Source organism: Paractinoplanes durhamensis, from assembly GCF_016862175.1.
Taxonomy (GTDB): Bacteria; Actinomycetota; Actinomycetes; order Mycobacteriales; family Micromonosporaceae; genus Actinoplanes; species Actinoplanes durhamensis.
This window is the reverse complement of the sequence record NZ_BOML01000030.1, coordinates 19,520-35,975: the sequence shown is the minus strand read 5'-3', so window position 1 is coordinate 35,975 and position 16,456 is coordinate 19,520. Positions and strand designations below refer to the sequence as shown.

At 70.7% G+C, this 16,456-nt stretch carries 13 protein-coding genes; 4 read left to right on the top strand and 9 right to left on the bottom strand.

Annotation, left to right across the window (positions count from 1 at the left end):
- Positions 1 to 120: 120 nt before the first annotated feature.
- Genes Adu01nite_RS17495 through Adu01nite_RS17485 form a run of 3 tightly spaced genes read right to left on the bottom strand, consistent with a single transcriptional unit; the run spans position 121 to position 6,298 of the window.
- On the bottom strand, positions 121 to 1,878 hold the full coding sequence (locus tag Adu01nite_RS17495; protein WP_203727947.1) for a S9 family peptidase: 1,758 nt from the start codon (positions 1,876 to 1,878) through the stop codon (positions 121 to 123).
- A gap of 22 nt (positions 1,879 to 1,900) precedes the next feature.
- A complete protein-coding gene (locus Adu01nite_RS17490) occupies positions 1,901 to 3,673 on the bottom strand; it encodes an N-acetylglutaminylglutamine amidotransferase (RefSeq protein WP_203727946.1) in 1,773 nt (590 codons plus the stop codon).
- 45 nt (positions 3,674 to 3,718) lie between these two features.
- Positions 3,719 to 6,298, bottom strand: coding sequence for a carboxylate--amine ligase/circularly permuted type 2 ATP-grasp protein (locus Adu01nite_RS17485; protein WP_203727945.1), 2,580 nt, complete (start codon positions 6,296 to 6,298; stop codon positions 3,719 to 3,721).
- A gap of 194 nt (positions 6,299 to 6,492) precedes the next feature.
- On the opposite strand from Adu01nite_RS17485, the gene Adu01nite_RS17480 reads away from it, so the two are divergent.
- Positions 6,493 to 7,572, top strand: a complete 1,080-nt coding sequence (locus Adu01nite_RS17480) for an NAD-dependent epimerase/dehydratase family protein (protein WP_203727944.1) — start codon at positions 6,493 to 6,495, stop codon at positions 7,570 to 7,572.
- A 114-nt stretch (positions 7,573 to 7,686) separates the two neighbouring features.
- Complete coding sequence (locus tag Adu01nite_RS17475) at positions 7,687 to 9,774, top strand: bifunctional SulP family inorganic anion transporter/carbonic anhydrase (RefSeq protein ID WP_203727943.1); 2,088 nt, start codon at positions 7,687 to 7,689, stop codon at positions 9,772 to 9,774.
- Here the strand turns inward: Adu01nite_RS17475 and Adu01nite_RS17470 are convergent.
- Together Adu01nite_RS17470 and Adu01nite_RS17465 are read right to left on the bottom strand one after the other, a co-directional pair.
- Entirely contained in the window at positions 9,751 to 10,569 is an 819-nt protein-coding gene (locus Adu01nite_RS17470; protein ID WP_203727942.1) for an SDR family oxidoreductase, read from the bottom strand. The two genes, Adu01nite_RS17475 and Adu01nite_RS17470, sit on opposite strands and share 24 nt — an antisense overlap.
- Positions 10,570 to 10,578: 9 nt before the next feature.
- Positions 10,579 to 11,250, bottom strand: coding sequence for a Type 1 glutamine amidotransferase-like domain-containing protein (locus tag Adu01nite_RS17465; protein ID WP_203727941.1), 672 nt, complete (start codon positions 11,248 to 11,250; stop codon positions 10,579 to 10,581).
- An 82-nt stretch (positions 11,251 to 11,332) separates the two neighbouring features.
- On the opposite strand from Adu01nite_RS17465, the gene Adu01nite_RS17460 reads away from it, so the two are divergent.
- On the top strand, positions 11,333 to 11,836 hold the full coding sequence (locus tag Adu01nite_RS17460; protein WP_203727940.1) for a winged helix-turn-helix transcriptional regulator: 504 nt from the start codon (positions 11,333 to 11,335) through the stop codon (positions 11,834 to 11,836).
- Here the strand turns inward: Adu01nite_RS17460 and Adu01nite_RS17455 are convergent.
- Genes Adu01nite_RS17455 through Adu01nite_RS17440 form a run of 4 tightly spaced genes read right to left on the bottom strand, consistent with a single transcriptional unit; the run spans position 11,833 to position 15,328 of the window.
- Complete coding sequence (locus Adu01nite_RS17455; RefSeq protein ID WP_203727939.1) at positions 11,833 to 12,819, bottom strand: amidohydrolase family protein; 987 nt, start codon at positions 12,817 to 12,819, stop codon at positions 11,833 to 11,835. The genes Adu01nite_RS17460 and Adu01nite_RS17455 overlap by 4 nt on opposite strands.
- On the bottom strand, positions 12,816 to 14,036 hold the full coding sequence (gene kynU, locus Adu01nite_RS17450) for a kynureninase (protein ID WP_203727938.1): 1,221 nt from the start codon (positions 14,034 to 14,036) through the stop codon (positions 12,816 to 12,818). Before kynU ends, Adu01nite_RS17455 begins: the two co-directional genes overlap by 4 nt.
- Complete coding sequence (kynA, locus tag Adu01nite_RS17445; protein WP_239132481.1) at positions 14,033 to 14,866, bottom strand: tryptophan 2,3-dioxygenase; 834 nt, start codon at positions 14,864 to 14,866, stop codon at positions 14,033 to 14,035. Before kynA ends, kynU begins: the two co-directional genes overlap by 4 nt.
- Before the next feature lie 42 nt (positions 14,867 to 14,908).
- Positions 14,909 to 15,328, bottom strand: a complete 420-nt coding sequence (locus Adu01nite_RS17440; RefSeq protein WP_203727936.1) for a YchJ family protein — start codon at positions 15,326 to 15,328, stop codon at positions 14,909 to 14,911.
- Positions 15,329 to 15,466: 138 nt separating this feature from the next.
- Between Adu01nite_RS17440 and Adu01nite_RS17435 the strand changes: the two genes are divergently transcribed.
- Positions 15,467 to 16,456, top strand: a complete 990-nt coding sequence (locus Adu01nite_RS17435) for a LacI family DNA-binding transcriptional regulator (RefSeq protein WP_203727935.1) — start codon at positions 15,467 to 15,469, stop codon at positions 16,454 to 16,456.

Here is a 16,456-nt window from a genome sequence, read left to right as displayed (position 1 = left end):
AGATGGGCCCAGCGCCCTGGGACGCCGGCTGGGCGTGTCGCTTGACTTTGAATCCTACCGGTGTTCGCCCGGGGATGCATAGAACATATGTTCGATTTCGCTGCTCAGGATGGGCGGCGCTCACCGCAGGTGTTCGGTCAGCCAATCGAGGGTCTCGTGCAGGTATTCGGCTCGGGAGGAGCTGTGCAGGAGCTGGTGGCCCTCGTCGGGGAACAGCAGGTAGCGGTGGGGGATGCCGCGCTCGGTGAGGGCGGCTACCACCTGTTCGGCCTCGATCAGTGGGACGTTGGAGTCGTTCTCGCCGTGCACGATCATCAGCGGGGCCTGGAGGCGGTCGATGCGGGTCATCGGGGAGAGGTCGGCCAGCAGGGCGGCGTCGGTCACCGGGTCGCCGTACTTGGAGACCGCGGCGGCTGCGATCCACGGCTCGGTGTGCTGATAAAACGTGGAAAAGTTGGACATGCCGCAGACGTCGATGCCGACCGCGAACAGGTCGGGGAAGCGGGTCAGGGCGGCCAGCGTCAGGTAGCCGCCGTACGAACGGCCCATGCAGCCGATCCGGGACTCGTCGGCTACGCCTGTGGCGACCAGGTGGCGGACGCAAGACCGGACGTCCTCGATGCCGGCGTAGCGCAGCACGCCGTTGTCGGCGTTCACGAAGGACTTGCCGAAGCCTGAGGAACCTCGCACGTTCGGTGCGAAGACCGCGATCCCGCGGTCGACCAGCGACTGGAACAGCGGGGAATGACCCGGCCGCTCCTGTGCCTCGGGGCCGCCGTGGAACCACAGCACGGTCGGGTGCGGGCCGTCGCCCGCCGGGCGGAACAGCCAGCCGCTCAGCTCCAGCCCGTCGTGCGCGGCGAAGACCTCCAGTGTCGGATGCACCGACCCGGGCGCGGGGCCGGCGGCGGAAACGGCTCGCGTGCCGTCGAACGAGTGCAGCCAGACGCCGTGTGGCTGCCCCGGCCCCTCGGCGGTGAAGGCCAGCCCCGATCCGTCGAAGCTCCAGGTCAGGTCGGAGGCCACGGCGGCGGGCAGCGGCTCCACCCGGCGCCGGGTGCCGTCGCGCAGGTCGATGAGCTCGATCTCGGACTCGCCGCCGCGCACGTTCCACAGCACCGCGGCGGTGGCCGCGTCGGCGGTGAGCGTGAACGCCTCCACCTCGGCCCGGGCGGCGGCCGCGACGACCGTCACGCCGCCGTCCGGCGCGACCCGGATCAGGGCCGGGAACTCGCCCGCCTCGGACCGGGCGTAGACCGAGCCGTCGGGGGCGAAGATCGCCTGCTCGCCGAGCGCCATCACGGTGTCGGCGCCGGTGGCCAGGTCGCGGGTGACCACCTGGCGGTCGCCGCGCGGGCCGAGCCGCAGCAGCGCGTGCGTCGCCGACATGTCGAGCAGCGAGATCAGCGAACCCTTGGCGACCACCGAGCGGGTGTCGTGCACCGGGTCGATGAGCAGCGCGGTGGTCAGATTTTCGGTGAGCGCCAGCAGCGACCGGCCGGGCAGCCAGCGCATGTTGTCGGCGTCGTCGGTGCCGAACCCGGCCACCTGGTGCAGCTCGGAGCCGTCCGGCCGGATCAGCCAGATCTCGTGCCGGGGGCCGCCGCCGGGGGCGAGCTGGCAGGCCAGCCAGCCGCCGCCGGTGGACCACTGGACCGCGGTGACCGGTTCCGGCCCGGTGTCGACGAGGAACGCCAGCTCGGCGCCGACCGGCTGCACCCAGACCTGTGGGCGGCTGCCGCGGTCGGAGAGGTAGGCGCAGTGCGTGCCGTCCGGTGAGGGGGCCGGTGACCAACTGCCACCGGCCTCCGGCGGGAGGGGTTTCGTCCAGCTCAGCGGGAGCACGGTGACGTCGATCCGGTTGAGCTGTCCGGTCATGCAATCCCCCTCGAGAAACCGATCAGATGCCTTTGTCCTGCAACCACATCTCCAACAGGGCCAGCTGCCATAGCTGGTTGGCGCCGAGTGTCGTGCGCGCCGTGTTCGGATCGGCCAGCAGCCGATCCACGTACTCCGGGCGGAAGAGTCCCCGCGCCCGTGCTTCCGGCGCGTACAGCGCGTCGCGGACCTTGTCGAGCATCGGTCCCGCCAGGTGCCGGATCCCCGGGACCGGGAAGTACCCCTTGGTCCGGTCGATCACCTCGTCGGGCACGACCCCGCGGGCCGCCTGCTTGAGAACACCCTTTCCGCCGTGCGCCAGCTTGAGCTCGGGTGGGCAGGCCGCGGCCAGCTCCACGAGCTCGTGATCCAGGAACGGTACGCGAGCTTCCAGCCCCCACGCCATGGTCATGTTGTCGACCCGTTTGACCGGGTCGTCGACGAGCATCACCTGGGAGTCGAGTCGCAACGCTGCGTCGACCGCGGTGTCGGCGCCGTGCCGTCCGAAGCTCGCTGCCACGAACTCGCGGCTGACGTCGTCGGCCAGGAGCCAGTCCGGGCTGAGCTGCTGGGCGAGCTCGGCGTGCGGGCGGTCGAAGAACTCCTGTGCGTACGCGTCGACCGCCTCGGAATACGGGACGTGGGCGAGCGGCGGATACCAGCTGTAGCCGGCCAGGATCTCGTCCGCTCCCTGCCCCGACTGTACAACTTTCACCGACTTTGACACGTCTTCGCTCAAAAGGTTGAACGCGATGCAGTCGTGCGAAACCATCGGCTCGCTCATCGCCGCCACCGTGCGGTCGACCGCGGGCAGGAACCGGTCCTTACCGATCCGGATCTGGTGGTGCACGGTGTCGAACTGCTTGGCGACGATGTCGGAGTAGGCGAACTCGTCGCCGCTCTCCCCGCCGCCCGCCTCGAACCCGATGCTGAACGTGGTGAGCCCACGCTGCCCCTGCTCGGCGAGCAGGGCGACGATGTAGCTGGAGTCGATGCCGCCGGAGAGCAGCACCCCGACCGGCACGTCGGCGACCATGCGGCGCTCGACCGCGAGCGCGAGCTTCTCGTGGATCAGCGCGGGCCACTCGTCGGCCGGGATGTCGGTACGGCGGGTGTGCGACGGCTCCCAGTAGACCTCGTCGGTGAACGACCCGTCGGGGCTGATCGTGCGGACGGTCGCCGGCGGCAGCTTGCGGACCCCCTCGATGATCGTCCGCGGCGCCGGCACCACCGAGTGGAACGTCATGTAGTGCTGCAGCGCCACCCGGTCGATCGACTTGTCGACGTCACCGGCCGCGAGCAGGGCGGGCAGCGTGGAGGCGAACCGAAGCCGGTTGCCGGACGAAGAGAGGTACATCGGCTTGATCCCGAGCCGGTCCCGGGCCAGCATCACCTCGCCGGTCTCATGCTTCAGGATGGCAAAGGCGAACATCCCGAGGAAGCGGCGTACGCACGACGAACCCCAGCGGTGGTACGCCTTGATGATGACCTCGGTGTCCGAGGTGGAGAAGAACCGGTAGCCGTACGACTGGAGCTCGTCCCGCAGCTGCTTGTAGTTGTAGATGCAGCCGTTGAAGACCAGGGTGAGCCCGAGCTCGTCGTCGGTCATCGGCTGCCCACCGGCCTCGGAGAGGTCGATGATCTTCAGGCGGCGGTGGCCGAAGGCGACCGGTCCACGGCGGAAGAGCCCCTCGCCGTCCGGGCCGCGCGACTCGAGGCACGGCAGCATTCGCCGGATCGCCCCCTCGTCCGCGGCGTTTCCGTCGTACCGAATTTCACCGGCGATTCCACACATCGGTGCCAATCTCCTCTAGCTCGATTTCCGGCCTGTTAAGAACGCCTACGACCCGAGCAACCAGGTGTCCTTGGAGCCACCCCCGCGCGACGAGTTGACGATCATGCTGCCCGCCGGGGCGACCCGGGTGAGCGCGGCCGGCGCGACCACCGACTCGCTGCCGCTGAAGACGAACGCGCGTAGGTCCACGTGCCGGGCCGCCAGCTGGTGACCGTCGAAGACCGGGTGGGTGGAGAGCCGGACGACCTCCTGCGCGACCCAGCGGTGCGGGGCCGTGATGATCTGCCGGCGGACCGCGGCGAGCTCCTCGGGCGAGGCGTGCGGGCCGATCACGATCCGGTCGCCGCCGTAGCCGTCGACCGGCTTGCAGACCAGCTCGTCCAGCCGGTTCAGCACTTCCTCGCGCTGGTCGCGAATGCCGCACAGGTAGGTCGGCACGTCCGCGAGCAGCGGCTTCTCGCCCAGGTAGTACTCGATGAGCTTGGGCACGTAGGCGTACACCGCCTTGTCGTCGCCGATGCCGTTGCCGAGCGCATTGGCCAGCGTGACCGTGTCCGCGTGCAGCGCGGCGACCAGGCTCGGCCCGAGCGGCATGCCGTCCGCGCCCGGCGAGTGCACCAGGCTGTCCTCGCCCATCCGCAGGTAGATCACGTCGACCGGGTAGCGCTTGCCGCTGCGAATCCGGAAGACCCGGGTGCCCTCGACGAACAGCTCGGTGCTGCGCACCAGCGGCACGCCCATCTCCTCGGCCAGCAGCCGGTGTTCGAACCAGGCCGAGTCGTCCGGGCCCTGGCTGAGCACCACGATCGACGGATTGTCGCCGGCCGCCGGGCGGGCCGCCTCGCGCAGCGACGTCAGCAGCAGCTGCGGGGTGCCCTCGATGGAGAGCAGGTGGTCGGGCATCGGCAGCTCGGGCAGGACACTCTCGGTGAGCCGGCGGTTCTGCATGGCGTACGCGATGCCGGACGGCACCCGCAGATTGTCCTCGAGCACGCACCACTCGCCGTCCACGTCGCGCACCAGGTCGACGCCGGCCACCTGGGCGCGGACGCCGTCGTGGGCGACCAGGGCGCCGCTGGGCCGCAGCTCCGGCGATCCGTCGATCACCCACTCCGGCACGATGCCGTCACGCACGACCGCCCGCTCGCCGTAGACGTCGGTGACGAACCGGTCGAGCGCGCGGACCCGCTGCACCAGACCGGCGCTGAGCCTGGTCCAGTCGGCGGCCGTCACCAGCCGGGGCACCAGGTCGAACGGGAACAGCCGGGTCGCGGCCTCGCCGGCCACGCTGAACGTGATGCCGCGGGCGCGCTGCTCGTCGTCCCGGGCGTCCTCGCGACGACGAAGACCACCCGAGCCGAGGGCACTGAGAACATTCAGGATTCCGGTGTACGCCGGTGCCACGTCCCCGCCCGGGAAGGCTTCGTCGCCCTCCACGGCGTACGGGAAAAGGCCCGCCGGAATGGTTTGTCCTTCCGGACCGATGCCGGTGGCGCCGCCGCGGGTGTCCGCCACGACCAGGTCGACCACGTCGGAGATCCGGCCGCGGCGGGCCATCGCCCGGCGCTGGCGGGCGGCCGAGCTGCCCCGGCTGAGCGCCCGCACCGACAGGTCGAAGACCTGCTCCCAGTCGCCCAGCTCCTCCAGCTGCGGCCGGAGCTCGCCGACCAGGCGTTCCACCGCGGCCGCGGCCGGCAGCGGCGAGGGGGAGCGGGGCAGGTCGAGCAGGTCGCCTTCAAGCCCGGAGCGGGCGGCCCGCCACATCGCGGCCCGCTGCAGCGGCGGCCGGCTGGGCGGGAGCGGCCGGCCGGCGCGGTGATCGTCGCGGGCCCGCAGCACCAGCGCCCGGAACAGGCCGGCCAGCAGGACCACGGTGTCGGCGTCCGGCGAGGAGTCGGTGACCCGCAGCTCCACGGTCGGCAGATGGGCCGACGGCCGGACGTCGAAATAGACCATCTTCGGGTCGGTGATGGTGCCGGACGCGATCAGGTCGTCGACCAGGGCGTCGTGCTCGGCGGCGGAGTCGAGCACGCCGGGGTCGCCGGCGGTCGGCCAGCGCATCCACACCAGCGACCGCACGCTCGCATACCCCGAGTCCTCACCCATCCAGTAGGGCGAGCTGGCCGACAGGGCCAGCAGCACCGGCAGCACCGGGGTGACCCGCTGCGCCACCGCGACCGCTTCATCCCGGTCCGGGACGCCGACGTGCACCTGGGCACCGCAGATCAACTGCTCACGGGCGAGGAGCTGGTAGTCGTCGAGCATCCGGCGGTACCGCGACGTGGGCGTCACGGGGAGTGACTCCAGGTCGACGAGCGGAACCGTGCCGGTGGCCGCCAGGCCGAGCCCGAGCGACTCGGCGACCGCGATCGCGTCCCGCCGCCGGCTGACGATCCCGTCCCGCAGGTCGTCGAGGGTCGCCGCGACCGGGGTGTTGGTCTCCACCACCGAGCGGTGCAGCTCGGCCGAGAAATGCTCCGGGTCGAGCCGGGCCAGCACGTCGGGGGCGCGCGGCACGAGTTCGCGGGTGGCCAGGTCGACGACGTGCAACTCCTCCTCGACACCGAGCGTGAGGTCCTGGGCCGCGGCGGCGCCGTCCGCCGTGACCGGGAGAGACTCCGTCATGTAGACCGCCTATGTCCGTGTTGATGGCTGTCCCTGCGTCCGGAGCCTTGCCATCGGATGTACCGAATATGTGACGTGCCCATTTCGCTGCGGGACCAAGCATGACGTTCGCGACAGGCCGACCGGCCCTCAGCTCGCATGTACACACCCTGTAACCTCGGGCCGTTCGACTGAGCGTTTTCGCGGAGGTCTAGATGAGCAGCAGTGTGGTCGTGGTCACCGGCTCGGCGGGCCTGATCGGCTCCGAGTCCGTCCGGCACTTCGCCGGCCTCGGCATGGATGTGGTCGGCGTCGACAACGATATGCGCGGCTACTTCTTCGGCAAGGACGGCTCCACCAAGTGGAACCTGGACCGGCTGACGAAGGAGGTGGGCGAGCGGTACACCCACCACGATATCGACATCCGCGACCGGGACGGCTTGAACAGGCTGTTCGCGGGCCTCGGCCGCAACGTCGGCCTGGTCATCCACTGCGCCGCGCAGCCCTCGCACGACTGGGCCGCCCGCGAGCCGTTCACCGACTTCGACGTGAACGCGGTCGGCACGCTGAACATGCTCGAGGCGGTCCGGCAGCACACCCCGGCCACCCCGTTCATCTTCACCTCGACCAACAAGGTCTACGGCGACCTGCCCAACTCGCTTCCGCTGATCGAGCAGGAGACCCGCTGGGAGCTGCCGGAGGACCACCAGTGGTACGAGGGCATCGACGAGACCATGTCGATCGACCAGTGCCTGCACTCCGTCTTCGGCGCCAGCAAGGTCGCCGCCGACGTGATGGTCCAGGAGTACGGCCGCTACTTCGACATGCCCACCTCGGTCTTCCGCGGCGGCACCCTCACCGGGCCGGGTCACTCGGCGGCCGAGCTGCACGGCTTCCTGGCGTACGTGATGCGCTGCGTGATGGAGCAGCGGCAGTACCACATCTACGGGTACAAGGGTAAGCAGGTCCGCGACGCGATCCACTCCAGCGACCTGGTCTCGGCGTTCGAGGCGTTCTACCGGGCGCCCCGGGTGGCCGAGGTCTACAACATGGGCGGCGGACGTTATTCGAATTGCTCGGTCCTTGAGGCGTTCCAGCTGGCCAGCGAGATCACCGGGGTCGAGGCGCGGACCGACTACGTCGAGGAGAACCGGGTCGGCGACCACCAGTGGTGGATCAGCGGGCTGAGCCGGTTCCAGGAGCACTACCCCGAGTGGAAGCTCACCTACGACGTGCCGGCGATCCTGCGCGAGATGTACGAGGCGAACCAGGACCTGTGGAAACCGCAGTCCTGACATCCAGATGATCATGCTGCCGTCGCCTGTGTAGGCGGCGGCAGTTTGCTGTGCCTTCCCTGAAGAACTGCGGTGCGTAACCGGCGCTTAACTCTTCTTCGCTATTTTTCGGACATGTCCGTCATGAGGCTTTTACGGCATGACCTTCCGGCGTCGATCGTCGTCTTCCTGATCGCGATCCCGCTCTCCCTTGGCATCGCGGCCGCCTCCGGGGCGCCGCTTCTCTCCGGCCTGATAGCCGCCGTCGTCGGCGGTATCGTCGCGGGCGCGCTCAGCGGCGCTCCGTTGCAGGTCAGCGGCCCGGCCGCGGGCCTGACCGTGATCGTGGCCGGCACCATCGCGACCTACGGCCTGGCCGGCACGGCGGCGATCGTCGCGGTCGCCGGCCTGGTCCAGATCGTGCTCGGGGTGTCCCGCCTCGGCCGGGCCGCGCTGGCCCTGTCGCCCGCGGTCGTGCACGGCATGCTCGCCGGCATCGGCCTGGTCATCGCGCTGAGTCAGGTGCACGTGCTGCTCGGCGGCGACGCGCAGAGCTCGGCCTGGCAGAACCTGCGCGACCTGCCCGCGCAGGTGGTCGGCCACCACGGCGTGTCCGCCCTGCTCGGCGTGTGCACCATCGGCGTACTCCTGCTGTGGCCGCGCCTGAAACTCCTGGCGATGGTCCCGGCCGCACTGGTCGCGGTGGTGGTCGTGACCGCTCTGGCGGCGGCGATCGGCGCCGACGTGGAACGGGTCGACCTGCCCGACGCGCCGCTGTCCGCCCTGATCCTGCCGGCCTGGCCGGACGCGCCGCTCTGGGAGATCGGCGTCGCGGTCGCCACCATCGCGCTGGTCGCCAGCGTCGAGTCGCTGCTGTCCGCGGTCGCCGTCGACCGGCTGCACGACGGCCCGCGCGCCGACCTCAACCGCGAGCTGGTCGCCCAGGGCTGCGCCAACACGGTGTCCGGCCTGCTCGGCGGCCTGCCGGTCACCGGCGTGATCGTGCGCAGCTCGGCCAACGTGGCGGCCGGCGCCCGCACCCGCGCCTCGGCCATCCTGCACGGCGTCTGGATCGCGGTGATCGTGCTGCTCCTCGCCGGCCTGCTGGAAACCATCCCGCTGGCGGTGCTGGCCGCGGTGCTGGTCGTGGTCGGGCTGCGGCTGATCAGCCTGGCCCAGATCCGCACCTACGCCCGGCACCGGGAGCTGCCGACCTACCTGGTCACCGCGGCCGGGGTGGTGGCCACCGACCTGCTCACCGGGGTCGCGGCCGGGCTCGCCTGCGCCGTGCTGCTCATGCTGTGGCGGCTGGCCCGCTGCGAGATCCGCACCGAGGGCGCGACCGTCACGATCAGCGGTTCGCTGGCCTTCGTCGGCTCCGGCCGGGTCGCGCGCAGCCTCAACGCCCTGCCGCCCGGGCAGGACGTCACGGTCGAGCTGCACCTCGACTACCTCGACCACGGTGCGTTTCAGGTGATCGAGGACTGGCGGGAGGCGTACGTCAAAAGCGGCGGAACCGTCGATGTCCGAGAAACCCACGACGGGTGGTTCGCCCGCGCCTCGCGCGGGCGGCTGGGTGCCGGCAAGAGCACGCCGCGGCGGTTCGGTTCCTGGTCGCAATGGCAGGACCTGGACCGGCAGCGGCGCAACGCGATGGCGGCCGGGATCCACGAGTTCGAACGCAGCGTCGCCCCGCTCGTGCAGCCGCACCTGGCCGGCCTGGCCCGCGACGGCCAGCAGCCCGAGCAGCTCTTCATCACCTGCGCCGACTCCCGGCTGGTGCCCAACCTGATCACCACGAGCGGGCCCGGCGACCTGTTCTGCGTCCGCAACATCGGCAACGTGGTGCCACCGCACGGCGGCCCGGACTCGTCGATCGGCGCCGCCATCGAGTACGCCGTCGGGGTCCTCGGCGTTGCCACCATCACCGTCTGCGGTCACTCCGGCTGCGGCGCGGTGCGGGCGATGATGGCCGGTGGCAACACCGGTGATCTGGGCCGCTGGCTGACCTGGTCGGCCAACGACTTCGCCGGCGAGACCGACGAGACCCGCTGCGTGACCGACAACGTGACCCGCCAGCTCGCCAACCTGCGCACCTACCCGGTGGTGCGGGAGGCCGAGGAGGCCGGCCGCCTGACCCTGACCGGGATGTATTTCGACCTGGCCGAGGCCAAGATGTACGCGGTCGACCGCCTGGGCCTACGCCCGGTCGCCACGGTGTAGAAGCTCCCGCAGCGACGTGGCCGGGTGGCCGGTCAGCGTCTCCACGTCGGTGGAGACGCGGGCCAGCTCCCCGGCCGCGATCGCGGTGTAGGTGCTGACCCACGCGTCGACCTGCCACTTCGGCGCCTGATACTGCTCCCGCGAGGCGTACGCCTCGTCGAGCGTCTCGTCGTAATAGGTGGCCGACCCACCGATGATCGCCGCCACCTCGGTGAGGCTGAGCGCCTCCGGCCCGGTCATCTCGTAGGTCTTGCCGGCGTGCGGAGCCGGATCGCGCAGCACCGCGACCAGCGCGTCGGCGATGTCGTCCTGCGCCACCACGGCGGCCCGCCCGTCGCCGGCCGGCCCGCGGATCACCCCGTCCTCGCCGACCAGGAACGGCAGGAAGTCGGCGTAGAGGTTGTCGCGCAGGAACGTGAAGGCCAGCCCGCTGTCGCGAATGTGCTGCTCGGTGTGCCAGTGGTCGCGCGCGAGGGTGAAGGTGGCGTCCGGCGCGGCGCCCGCGAACGAGGTGTAGACGAGGTGCTTCACCCCGGCCGCCTTGGCGGCGTCGACGAAGCTGCGGTGCTGGGTGACCCGGTCGGGGGTCTCGGCCGCCGACACCATCAGCACGGTGTCGGCCCCGTCGAGCGCCCGCTGGACGGCCGCCCCGTCGGCGTAGTCGGCCACCGCCACATCAGCACCCTCCGGCGCCCGCGACGCATCCCGCACCAGCAGCCGCGGCGACCCGCCGATGTTCCGGGCCACCCGCCCACCCAGCCGTCCGGTGGCCCCCGAAATCACGATCAAGCTCATGCCCTATTTCTACGCTCCGAACAGCTTCCAGTGGCCCTCGGAGACGATGTCGACGACGCCGTCGACCACCTGGATGGCGGTCTCGTCGTCGATCGCGTAGGCCGGGCCGGCGATCTCGGCCGCCCACTTCTCGGCGGCGGCCATCGTGTTCTCCGGCAGCATCGGGTGATCCACGTGCGGGAAGATCGCGAAGTCGACGATCCCCAGCGCGCGGTCGTCGCCGGAGGGCGCCTTCCAGCCGACGAAGTCCGACCCGATCCGGGGCGTCATCACCATGCTGCCCGCACTCAGCCCGGCCCAGACCGTCTCGGTCAGCGACGGCAGGAGGTCGGCCAGCCCGGACTCGCGCATCCAGTGGTTCAGGTAGAGCGCGTCGCCGCCGTTGACCAGCAGGACGTCCGCCTCCCGGACCCAGGGGACCCAGCGCTCCTGCGCCATGCTGGGCAGCGCGGTGAGCTCCAGCAGACCCATCGACTTCCAGCCCAGCCCGGTCATCGGGCAGTTCGGCTCCTGGCCGCTGACGAACCGCCAGGCCCCGGCGGGGCTGCCGTAGGGACTCCCGTAGCTGCCGGTCGGGATGCAGAGGGCGGTGGCCTCGGCGATCGGCTTGCCCATCAGGTCGACCAGCGCGCGCTGGATGCTCGGGTTCTTGATGCCCGCGGACGTGAGAAGAAGCTTCATGGTGCCCCCGTCGAAACCGATTGCAGATCGAAAGTGGTCGAGGCAAATTAACACGACCGGTTGCGAAGTACCATCAGTGCCGATGACTGACAATCCGGTGCATCGGTCGGGGTGCCCGATCAACCTGGCGGTCGAAGTGCTGGGCGACCGCTGGTCGCTGGTGGTGCTGCGGGACGTGATGTTCGGCGACCGGCACTACTTCCGTGAGCTGCTGACCGGGTCGCAGGAGGGGATCGCCTCCAACATCCTGGCCGACCGGCTGAAGCGGCTGGTCGCCCACGGGCTGCTGTGGCGGGCCGACGACGCGACCCACCGGCAGAAGATCCGCTACAGCCTGACCGAGGCGGGCGTGCAGCTGGTGCCGGTGATGGCCGCCCTCGGCTCGTGGGGGCGGCGGCACATGCCGGCCAGTCACGAGCTGTCGGTCCGCGCCGAGCTGCTGGAGCGCGGCGGCCCCGAGCTGTGGGCCCGGTTCATGGACGAGCTGCGCGAGCAGCACCTCGGCATCCCGCGCCCGCCCGGGACCCCGTCGGTCTTCGCCGAGCTGCAGGCGGCCTACGAGGCGGCGGTCGCGCAGGCGGGTTAGTGGCGCGGGCGGACCGTGTCGTCCAGGACCCGGGCGGTGGCCAGCACGTCGGCGAAGCGCGCCGGGTCGAGGTCGAGGCCGGCCGGGATCCAGGTGACGTCGGGACCGGTCATCGCGGCCAGGATGTCGTTCGGGGTCAGGCCGGCCGACTGCAGGGCCCGGATCTCGCGCGGGTTCACCCCCGGGATCAGGGGACCGTTGCCCAGGTCGGTGCCGTAGCGCACGCTTCCGCCGTACTCCAGGAAGCGCCGCAGGTTGCCGACCGCCGTGACCAGCTCGGGGGTCGGCGTGCCCCAGCCGTGGATGTCGAGCGTGCTGATCCAGCGCATCCGCTCGGCGCACGCCCGGAGGAGGCCGCGGTCGAGCGGCTCGGTCCACGGGGTGTGCGCGAGCAGGTCGGCGCCGGCCTCGTAGGCGGCCGCCACCGTGCCCGGGCCCTCGGCGTGCACCGCCACCGGCAGGCCGCGGTCGTGCGCGGCGTCGACCACCGCGGTCATCGTGAACAGGCGCAGCTGCGGGCCGCCGGTGTGCGCGGTCACCTTGATCAGGGTGGCGCCCATGGCGGCCGCCTCGTCGACGGCCTCGGTCGCCTGGGCCGCCGAGTCGATCTCCCGCCAGCTGCCGGGGGTGGCCCAGGCGCGGTCGCTCGGGTAGCCGCCGGGGGCGATCAAAAACGGTCCGGCATAGCGAAGGCGGGGGAGTCCGGGCTGGGTGAGGCCGGCCAGGAAGGACGGCACGCCGCCCAGGTCCCACACCCCGGCGATGCCGCCGGCCCGGACCGTGGCCAGGTCGACCAGGCCGGCGTGCACGTGCGCGTCGACCAGGCCGGGCAGCAGGGTGCCGGGGAGCGTGCGGATCGACTCGGCCGCCGGGACCTCGGTGACCGGGGTGGCCGTGCCGGTCGCCGGGTCGAGGCGCAGCGCCACCCCGGTGCGGAGCCGGCCGTCCCACCAGAGCGTGGCGGCCTGGACGTACGAGGTCACTTCTCGAGGAGGTCGCGCAGGGTCGACAGGCCGCGGGCGACCTCGCCGAAGCCGGTGCTCAGCGGGGCCGGGCCGATCCGCAGGCCGTCCGGCCGGCGGTAGTCGGGGATCACCCCGGCGTCCCAGAGCGGGTCGAGCAGCGCCTCGAAGCCGGGCTTGCGCAGCGTCACGTGGCCGCCGCGCCGGGCCGGGTCGCGCGGGCCGGCCACCTCGACGCCGAACGGCGCCAGCCACTCGTCGGCCAGGTCGAGCACGTAGCTGGTGAGCAGCAGCGACTTGGCCCGGACCGCCTCGATGCCGGCCGCCGCGAGCATGTCCAGGTTGGCGTGCAGCGGGACCATGCCGAGGATCGGCGGGGTGCCGCTGAGCAGGGCGCGGCTGCCGGCCGACGGCTCGTAGCCGGGACCCATCTCGAACGACGCCCGGTGCCCCATCCAGCCTTGGATCGGCTGGCGCAGAGTTGTCTGCAAACCCTTCCTCAGGTACGCGAAGGCCGGCGCGCCCGGCCCGCCGTTGAGGTACTTGTAGGTGCAGCCGACGGCGAGGTCGACGCCCCACGCGTCCAGGTGGATCGGCACCGAGCCGGCCGAGTGGCAGAGGTCCCACATGCTCAGGGCGCCGGCGTCGTGCGCGATCCGGTTGATCTCGGCGACGTCGGCGAGCCACCCGGAGCGGTAGGCGACGTGGCTGAACAGGACGAGGGCGGTGCGCTCGTCCACCACCGCGGCGACCTGATCGGGCTGGATGCCGGCGGCCGGGTCGGTCGCGATCCAGACGAGTTCGAGGCCCTTTTCGGCGGCGATGCCCTCCAGGACGTACCGGTCGGTGGGGAAGTTGTCGGTGTCCAGAATGACCCGTTTGCGCGAAGGTGAAGAGTCCACCGCCGCTCGCGCCAGTTTGTACAGAAGAACCGTCGTCGAGTCGCCGATCACGACCTGGTCGGCAGCGGCGCCCAGGGCCACTGATCCGAGTCGGTCACCGAGGCGGATCGGCCACTCCATCCAACTGTCCGTCCAGCCGCGGATGAGCCGGCCCGCCCACTGCTCCCGGATGAACTCCTCCATCAGCGCGGCGGTGGCGATCAGCGGCCGGCCCAGCGAGTTGCCGTCCAGGTAGGACACGACGTCGAAGTCGTCCGGCGCCAGGAACTGCGACCGGTATTCCGCAAGGGGGTCGGCCGAGTCGAGCGCTTCCGCCCGGGCGATCAGGTCGGTCAACGGGGCGCTCCGATCTCGGTGCGGACGGCGTACAGCTCGGGGAAGAACGTCAGGTCGAGGGCGGCCTTGAGGAAGTCGACCCCGCTGGACCCGCCGCTGCCGCGCTTGAACCCGATGGTCCGCTCCACGGTCTTGAGGTGCCGGAACCGCCAGAGCTGGAAGTTCTCCTCCAGGTCGACGAGTTCCTCGCACGCCTCGTAGGCGCCCCAGTGCTTCTCCGGGTCGGAGTAGACCTCGACGAAGACCGGCACCAGATCCTCGTTGAATTGGTAGGGGAGCGTGACGTCGCGCTGCAGCAGCTCGACCGGCACGTCGTAGGCGTGCCGGGACAGGTACCGCAGGAACTCGTCGTAGACGCTCGGTGCCTCGAGTGCCTCGGTCAGCAGCGCGTGCGCGGCCGGGTCGTCGTCGAAGATCGACAGCATCCGGCGGTCCTTGTTGCCGAGCATGAACTCGACCGCCCGGTACTGGTACGACTGGAAGCCGCTCGACGTGCCGAGGAAGCTGCGGAACTCCGCATACTCGCTCGGTGTCAGGGTGGCCAGCACCGACCACTGCTCGGTCAGCGTCCGCTGGATGTGTTTGACCCGGGCCAGCCCCTTCAGTGCCGGGCGCAGCTCATCGGCGGCGAGCTTGGCCTGCACCGCGCGCAGCTCGTGCAGCACCAGCTTGAGCCACAGCTCGGAGGTCTGGTGCTGCAGGATGAACAGCAGCTCGTCGTGGTGCTCGGGCACGCTCACCGGGTGCTGGGCGTCGAGGATCTCGTCCAGGTGCAGGTATTTCCCGTACGAGAGATTGACCTTGAAGTCCCGGACGATGCCGGCCTCCATCGGTCTTTCGTTGCTGGCCATACCCGAAGCAGATCACACCGCTCAGACGTTGGCGAGAGACCCGTTGGTAAGGATCGGACCCCAGTACACCCACTGACCGTTGTGCCGCACGAACCGGCTGCGCTCGACCATCTCGCCGTGCTTGCCGTGGTCGCGGTAGTGGGCCCGGAACTCGACGACGCCCTCGGCCTCGAACAGGCTGCCGCCGGTGGCCTCCAGGATGTCGAGGCCCACCCAGCGCAGGTGCGGGTCGGGCTCGATGAAGGCCGGCCGGGTGTCCGGGTGCCAGGAGCGCAGCACGTACGCGTCGTTGTCGAGCGCGAACGCGGAATACCGCGACCGCATCAGCGCCTCGGCGGTGGCGGGTGCGTTCCCCTTGTGCGCCGGGGCGCAGCACTCGTCGTACGCCATGCCTTCGTGCCCGCAGGGGCAGCGGGTGGCCACCTTCGTTCGTTGCGCCATGCCGTCGATTCTCGCAGCAGCTCACGGTCGGAGTCACGAAACCCGGTTTGACGAATGTCTGCAAGTACAACCGGCGCGATCCGAGGAAACTGCAAGACTGAGTTCGGATTTTGCAAACTACTGACGTAGGATTCCGCCGTGACCAAACGTCTTGCCGAGGTGGCGAAGAAGGCGGGCGTCAGCGAGGCGACCGTCAGCCGGGTGCTCAACGGACGCAGCGGCGTCTCCGAGGCGACCCGCGCGTCGGTGCTGACCGCGCTCGATGTCCTCGGATATGAGCGACCCACCAAGTTGCGGGGTGAGCGCGGCCGGCTGGTCGGCCTGGTGCTCCCCGAGTTGCAGAACCCGATCTTCCCGGCGCTGGCCGAGGTGGTGACCGCGTCGCTCGCGCAGCGCGGCTTCACCCCGCTGCTGGCCGCCCGCACGATCGGCGGCGTCCCCGAGCGCGACTACATCGAGATGATGCTCGACCACCAGGTCTCCGGCGTCGTCTTCGCCGGTGGGTCCTACGCGCTGGCCGACGCCGAGCACAGCCACTACCGGGCGCTGACCGACCGCCGGATGCCGGTCGTGATGGTCAACGCCGGCGTCGACGGCCTGGGCTTCCCGCACATCTCGACGGACGACGCGGTCGCCGTCGAGCAGGCGTACGGGCACCTGAAATCCCTTGGCCATCAACGGATCGGGATGGTGATGGGTCCGGAGGACCACGTGCCGTCGCGCCGCAAGCTGGCCGCCGTCGAGAAGATCGCGGGCAACGACTGGTTCGTCGAGCGGACGAGCTTCTCGATGGAGAGCGCCCGGCTCGCCGCGGGCCGGCTGATCGAGCGCGGTGTGACCGGCATGATCTGCGCCAGCGACGTGCTCGCGCTCGGCTCGATCCGGGCGGCCCGGCGGCTCGGCCTGGACGTGCCGCGCGACGTCTCGATCGTCGGTTTCGACGACTCGGCGCTGATGACGTGCACCGATCCGCCGTTGACGACGGTGCGGCAGCCGATCGAGATGATGGGACAGGCGGCCGTCGATCTGCTGGTCAACCAGATCGAGGGCAGTGGTGTGCAGCCGGACGAGCTGCTTTTCGAGCCGGAGCTGGTGGTGCGGGGTTCGACCGGGCCGGCACCGAGCTGA